Source organism: Prevotella sp. TF12-30, assembly GCF_003436715.1.
Classification (GTDB): Bacteria; Bacteroidota; Bacteroidia; order Bacteroidales; family Bacteroidaceae; genus Prevotella; species Prevotella copri_A.
This window is the reverse complement of the sequence record NZ_QSQJ01000070.1, coordinates 1-5995: the sequence shown is the minus strand read 5'-3', so window position 1 is coordinate 5995 and position 5995 is coordinate 1. Positions and strand designations below refer to the sequence as shown.

Sequence of the window (5995 nt, the reverse complement as noted above, 5' to 3'; positions counted from 1 at the left end):
TAGTGTTAAAAAGATTTTTTAGGATAAAAAACTCCCTAGCGCCGGATATCTCTGTCCTCCGTTAGGCGTCCCGGCGGATTTGTAATCCGCCGTCAAAAAATGACCTAACCTCTGAATCTACCACCGCTCTAGTTTGTTATAATAAATTTATTATGGAAGAAATGCAAGAAAAAACCGTTAAAACACTCTAAAATATGGGGCGAATGTTTTGCAGTTTGAAATAATTTTAGTATATTTGTAGCATATAAAACAATCCCCTGTATGACTATATACGGGTTATGCTTTAGTGTATAATAATAAGTGATAAATAATTAAAATAGTAACATCAAAATTTAAATTATAACAACATGAAGAGAACGTTTTTAGCGACATTTCTGTCGATTGTTTTTGCTATGGTAGCAGTAGCTTGCCACAGCAGCGATGAGAAAGAGATCGGTTATACTGAGTTGCCAGTACAGGCTCAGCAGTTTGTAAAGCAGTATTTCCCTTCTGCTACCTATACCTATGTAGAGAAGGAGAAGGACAACGGAAAGTGGGAATATGAGGCAACATTGAACGATGGAACCAAAATAGATTTCAACAATAAGGGAGAGTGGAAGAGCGTGGACTGCAAGTTCTCTGCTTTGCCATCAGGCATCATTCCTGATGTTATCGCTGCGGATATTGCCAAGCGCTATCCTTCACAGCAGCCGTATAAGATAGAGAAGGAGATAGGTGGTTACGAAATCGACATCCCAGGCTACGACCTGTATTACAGCAGTGCCGGTAAATTCATCCGTGTTGAAATTGACCGATAATCCTATCCGGCATTAACACTCATTCAATCCTATATTTTAAGCAACCCCCCCCCATCCGGCTTGAGAAGGCAGGATGGGGGATTTCTGTATTTTGAGAATGCTTCGCTTACTTCTGCCGAGGCTGGATCTCGTAGGATGGATTGTTGCGGATCTCCCAGCGGTCGAGCTTGGCGCCGTTGGTCAGGATCAGCTTCTCCTTCTGGTAGGTTACGATGGTCTGGGATGGCAGGCTCACTCGGCCGTCGCCCGCAAAACTGCGGATTGGCTGAGAGAAGTCTCGCTTCTGAATATCAGCCAGGGTGTATTCTGCCAGCTGCATCTTGCCGTCCTTCTCCATCGATACGAAGAACTTCTCCTTGTCGTCGGTCTTCGAGATGGAACGGATCTTCTCTGTTGCATTCTGGGTAATCTTGGCTGGCGCATCGTTCTTCTTCTCGATGATGTCCTGTACCTTCCAGGCATAGATGGTACCTGTACGAGGGATGAAACTGTAGAGCGAATCGCCTATCGCTTCCATATCATAGGATTCAGACTGCGGCTCAAACTTGCTGCCGATGAAATAGCTGCCTGTAGCCAGCTTGGCATAGACATTGTTGTTGTTGGCTGCATTCATGTCCAGCGCCTCACGGTCGAAGACCCTGATATTCATCTCCTTGGAATCTCTTACGAATACCAGGCGAGGGGTGGCGCACACGCATCCAGCCCAGGAAACATTGCTGCCCTGCCAGTTGCCTGTGCCCAGACGGCTGAGATACTTGCCCGTCTTCTTGTCGAAGATCTGCACCTCTCGGCTGTCGCCGGCTGCCACGAAGAGGTGCTCGCCCTCGGCATATACATCCCTAGCCAGTGTGCGGTCGGCATTGCTGATGCTGCGCTTCAGCTCCAGTGTTTCAGCATCGAAAACATCGATGCATTTGCCGGCAAAGTTGGCAACATACAGCTCTTCGCCATCGCTGAAGAGATTCACGGCATTCAGATCTCTGCCACCGATGTTCTCGGAAGTGCGCGAGAGATAGCCGTCCAGGTAGAAATGGTCTGCCACCTTGATGGTATCCACCGGCTGCGGCACAACTCGGTCTTCTGTAATCTCTCTATATTCTGTCTGGTCGCAGGATGCCATTGCCAGCATCATCAGTCCTGCGCTGATCATCATTACGTCTTTTCTCATTTTTCTTTTTCCTCCTTGTTATTTGGTATTGTCCTTGAGCGGGTTCTCAGTGAAGTACTTCACGAGTCGGCTCTTCTTGTAAAAACTATCGATATTCTTCTGCAATACGGCATCATCCTGGAAAATCTGCATGATGTCGCAGTCACGATACTGTGCATTCTCCGGTTTGTGGAAGCCCAGCAGGTTGCGGTCGGTATAAGGCAGGTCGCCCTTCTTGCTCAGCCACAGGTGCAGCTGCCAGATGAACTCAGTCCAACCTACGTTCACGCCTTCCGGAGTCTTTGCCGCATAGGTCATGTTACTGTTGTGACCGTAATCCATGCAGTGCATGAACTCGTGGGTGATCGACTCCCATCCGCTGAAGGATGCATAATGCCCGTAGAAGTTCCAGTCGGTAATGCCCCAGGTGGCACCGCCGCCCAGTCCGCCATAGGCAGGTGAGGTCTGTCCGAGCACGAAGTTCTTCTTAGCCTTGAATCTCTCCACCTCGCTCTGGTACTTTTCGGCAGTGAATGGCACCTTTTCGTTGTCGTAGAGGTCGCCTCCCATCACCTTCTTGAAGTTCGCCAACACGTACTTGTACTCCGGGGTGGTCATCATATAGGCATAGTTGGTGAGTATCACCACCCACTCTCGGGCATAGATAGGTCTCATCTCGCGGAAGTTGTATGATTCGCCCACGGTAGGAGTCCATCCGAAGTTGGAGAAGCTGCAGTTCCACTGGGCATCAATCTTCTGGAGCATCTTGAAGTGCTCGTCATCGCTGGTGAGTCGTGCCTTCATCTGGTTCATATCGAGATATGGACAAAGGAAGCTCACGAAATTTCCGCTTTTCTTCTTCCATACGTTTCTTCTGCCAATAAAGGATGGCTTGAACGAGAAGCGGGAGAAGGCAGGAACGGTTTCGAAAAAGGCCACGGGGATATACTCGTCAGCCTCCGGAATATGCATCTCGAGGGTGACGTTGGAGACTGGTTTCGCACTCCAGCTGGTGATGATGAGCGAATCGCCCACTGCTGATTTCTTCACGCTGATCAGGTTGTTGGTCTGGAAGGTGTAGTCTGCCTTGTTGACGATTTCTGTTGATGGGTCGGATAGATTCAGGATGTGCTTGGCGAACTCTGCCGGCAGCTTGTCGAAAGCCACGGTGTCTTTCTTGAAGTTCTGCTGGAATGGCTGCTGGATGTCGTTGTACACAATCTTGTCTTCGTAGTCTGTGGAGCAGGAAGCCATCAGGGTCATCGCTGCCACGAGCGTAGTACCAGCTGCCAGAGCCGGAATCTTTCGATGTTTTTTCTGTTTCATCATTTTGGGTTTTTACTGTTATATCACTTACTATATCATTAAAATATTTGCTTGCAAAGATACTGAAAATAATTCAAAATATCAAATATTTAGGCAGATATTTCGTCTAGTCCGTAGCGCCGGATATGCCCGTCCTCCGTTAGGCGTCCCGGCGGGGGTAGGGCGTCTAGCTTGCACTGGAACGCTAAGCTTGTACTGGTCCGTCTATCGGTGGCCTGGCGATATTGATAAAGTATATCTTCGAAGCAATTAGTGTGTCCTGAGACTGAATGAAGTCTGATATTGGCTATATTGATAGACTTCTGTCGTAACTCCTAAAGAGTTGATACTTGCTTTTGTTTTTTAGGTTTACTTATCACATAAGCAAACCCCCCATCCCGCTTGAGAAAGTAGGATGGGGGATTTCTGTTTATCTTTGATTTATTATTCTGGTTTTGTACCAAAGAAGCCGATAAATTCATCGAAATCACGAAGAATGTCATCCAATTTAGGATTACTCTTTTGAACAATAATGGCTATGTAATTGTCAACTTCTTCATCTCTAAGAATTGAAATCTTAACACAAAACCGGTCTCGCTTATCGAATTCGTTGAACCATCTTATAAGGTGAATGAAAATTGAGGCGAGTTAAGTTAAAGGCTTGCATAGCAGTTTGCAGCCTCCTTGCGTGCTTGGGCAAATTCTATTTGAGCCTTTGCTTCCATTTCTTTTTTACGTTTCACCATGTCACGTAATACAGCAATTGCTTCTTCACGAGTTTTTATTTTAAGAGCCATATTTAATTATTTTAAAGTTCAACATCTAGTTTCGCCGCAAAATTACGCTTTTTTCCTGAAACGACCAAATAAAAAGTAGGAAAACTGCCTGATAGACATTCATAAATCTCTCTATCACATAAGCAAATCCCCCAGCCCGCAGTTCAACGGCAAGCAGGACAATTCACAATTATGTGGTAAACATCAAGGTAGATAATCTTGCTGCGCCATACATCCGTATTGTAACAGGGGAAAATGAGCAAAAAGCACGTGAGATAGCATCTAGTTTTGAAAGCCAACGTATAGCCATCTTTCTGCCGTTGTACATAACTTGTCTGTGCTTAAATTATCTTAACAGTATGAGGGTGAAGGAAAAAAGCCTTTAAGGATAAAAATAAAAACCCTTAAGGAAAAATAAATTTTCCCTTAAGGAAAAAAATAAAAATCCTTAAGGGAAAATATCACATCTCTGCAATTCCCATTTTTCGGGCGTTTGAGAAGATTGAGTTGAATATAGAACTATATTTACATCATTATCAGGTGAGAGAGTTGGACGATGCTTTTGACTTCCAATCGTCAATCGTTCCCGTCTTAGACGAGAAGTTGCAGCCAATCTGGTAAATCGTTCTGTTGTCTGTAGCATACTCACGGGCATATCCTTTTTCCTCGATTTGTTTCAAGGTTTCAGATAATTGGCTGCCACCATGGTTACGAAACCAGCTTTTACCTCGTCGTTTGGAAAATTCAAGAGATAGGAATCGGTATCCATATTCCAATCCTTAATGGTGAGATAACCACTCTGATAGATCATCGGTAGGGGAGCCTCGGTATCAGCCTTGTAATCTATAAAACTGCTGGTAGGATAGTATTTTTCTGTCAGTTCATTGAGATTTTCGTCGAAGTGAGCTAATAAGCGGACCAGATAAGTAGGCGAACCTGTACGGAACCAGAAATCACTCAGGATTTTCTTGCTCAGTGAGTTCAAGATGCTGAAAGGATTGTAGATGTCGAGCATGCTTGGACTGAAGTGATAACCGTCATACTTGCGCTTGAGTCGATATCTCATCTCATCCTCAGATACTTTATATCTTACGGACATAGCCTTGATTTGTTCATCGAAGGTTGAGTATAATTCTTCCTCCGTGATTCCGCAAAGTGCCTCGTAGTGGTCGTCCATACTAATGTCGTTAGGCTGGTTGAAACCACTAAACACACTAACTTGAGAAAACTTGGTGACACCAGTCAATAGCACGAATTTCAAATCTCTGTCAGCAGCCTTGAAGACACTGTAGAAACCTTTCATGATTTCACGATGTCTGTCTTCCAACAATCGCTCGTTGCCTTCAGAATCGAAGGTCTTTAACCCTGTGTCCAAAACATCCAGTAAAGGCTTGTCATATTCATCAATCAAGACTACGGCACCCAGTCCTGTCTTTTCGTGGGCAATTCTCAATACAGCCATGAAACGGTCTCCCAAGGTGGTGGCTAATGGGTCTCTTCCGTAAATCAATTCTTGTTTTTCAACAAAAGTCAGCAAAGTCTTTTCCAATTCGCCTGCTTGTGTGAAATCTTTGCCGTTGAAATCTATATGGAAAACAGGGTATTGCTTCCATTCTTTTTCTAATGAATCGATGGCAAGTCCTTTAAACAGTTCTTTCTTTCCTTGGAAGTAGCATTCCAGGGTAGAAATCAACAATGACTTTCCGAATCGTCTTGGACGACTCAGAAAGTATATATGCCCATTGTGTACTAAATCATAAATCAAGTCTGTCTTGTCAAGATAGACATAACCGTCATTTCTGATTTTTTCAAAGTCTTGTATTCCTATAGGGTATTTCATGTTGTTGCTTTTATTGAATTTTTGGCAAAGTTACGAAAAAAAATGGTATATGCAAAATAATGTGGAATAAAATGTCTTTATTTTCAGATAAAATTACGCTAAAATCAGCCGAATAGCTAAAAATGAACTA

The 5995-nt window shown here is 44.3% G+C and carries 7 protein-coding genes; 1 reads left to right on the top strand and 6 read right to left on the bottom strand.

Annotation, left to right across the window (positions count from 1 at the left end; all coding sequences use genetic code 11):
- Positions 1 to 347: 347 nt before the first annotated feature.
- Positions 348 to 797, top strand: coding sequence for a PepSY-like domain-containing protein (locus DXD25_RS15670; protein ID WP_117664313.1), 450 nt, complete (start codon positions 348 to 350; stop codon positions 795 to 797).
- 106 nt (positions 798 to 903) lie between these two features.
- On the opposite strand, the gene DXD25_RS15665 is transcribed toward DXD25_RS15670, so the two are convergent.
- The 6 genes from DXD25_RS15665 to DXD25_RS15645 all read right to left on the bottom strand — a co-directional run bounded on the left by DXD25_RS15665 (position 904) and on the right by DXD25_RS15645 (position 5865).
- Positions 904 to 1965, bottom strand: a complete 1062-nt coding sequence (locus DXD25_RS15665; protein WP_233522360.1) for a YncE family protein — start codon at positions 1963 to 1965, stop codon at positions 904 to 906.
- Between the two features lie 18 nt (positions 1966 to 1983).
- The gene (locus DXD25_RS15660; RefSeq protein ID WP_233522359.1) at positions 1984 to 3273 is read right to left on the bottom strand and encodes a hypothetical protein; all 1290 of its coding nucleotides are present in this window, start codon (positions 3271 to 3273) and stop codon (positions 1984 to 1986) included.
- A 420-nt stretch (positions 3274 to 3693) separates the two neighbouring features.
- Positions 3694 to 3873 carry a DUF6169 family protein gene (locus DXD25_RS17580; protein ID WP_367379920.1) on the bottom strand — a complete coding sequence of 60 codons (180 nt, stop codon included), beginning with the start codon at positions 3871 to 3873 and terminating at the stop codon, positions 3694 to 3696.
- Positions 3874 to 3902: 29 nt separating this feature from the next.
- A complete protein-coding gene (locus tag DXD25_RS16805; RefSeq protein WP_153089497.1) occupies positions 3903 to 4046 on the bottom strand; it encodes a hypothetical protein in 144 nt (47 codons plus the stop codon).
- 515 nt (positions 4047 to 4561) lie between these two features.
- Positions 4562 to 4705, bottom strand: coding sequence for a PD-(D/E)XK nuclease domain-containing protein (locus DXD25_RS17575; RefSeq protein WP_158556362.1), 144 nt, complete (start codon positions 4703 to 4705; stop codon positions 4562 to 4564).
- Positions 4702 to 5865 carry an AAA family ATPase gene (locus tag DXD25_RS15645; protein ID WP_117664309.1) on the bottom strand — a complete coding sequence of 388 codons (1164 nt, stop codon included), beginning with the start codon at positions 5863 to 5865 and terminating at the stop codon, positions 4702 to 4704. The genes DXD25_RS17575 and DXD25_RS15645 overlap by 4 nt, the downstream gene beginning before the upstream one ends.
- Positions 5866 to 5995 lie beyond the last annotated feature (130 nt).

Coding starts and splice junctions, on each gene's coding strand:
- DXD25_RS15670 (WP_117664313.1), top strand. CDS start 348: ATGAAGAGAACGTTTTTAGCGACATTTCTGTCGATTGTTTTTGCTATG.
- DXD25_RS15660 (WP_233522359.1), bottom strand. CDS start 3,273: ATGATGAAACAGAAAAAACATCGAAAGATTCCGGCTCTGGCAGCTGGT.
- DXD25_RS15645 (WP_117664309.1), bottom strand. CDS start 5,865: ATGAAATACCCTATAGGAATACAAGACTTTGAAAAAATCAGAAATGAC.
- DXD25_RS15665 (WP_233522360.1), bottom strand. CDS start 1,965: ATGAGAAAAGACGTAATGATGATCAGCGCAGGACTGATGATGCTGGCA.
- DXD25_RS16805 (WP_153089497.1), bottom strand. CDS start 4,046: ATGGCTCTTAAAATAAAAACTCGTGAAGAAGCAATTGCTGTATTACGT.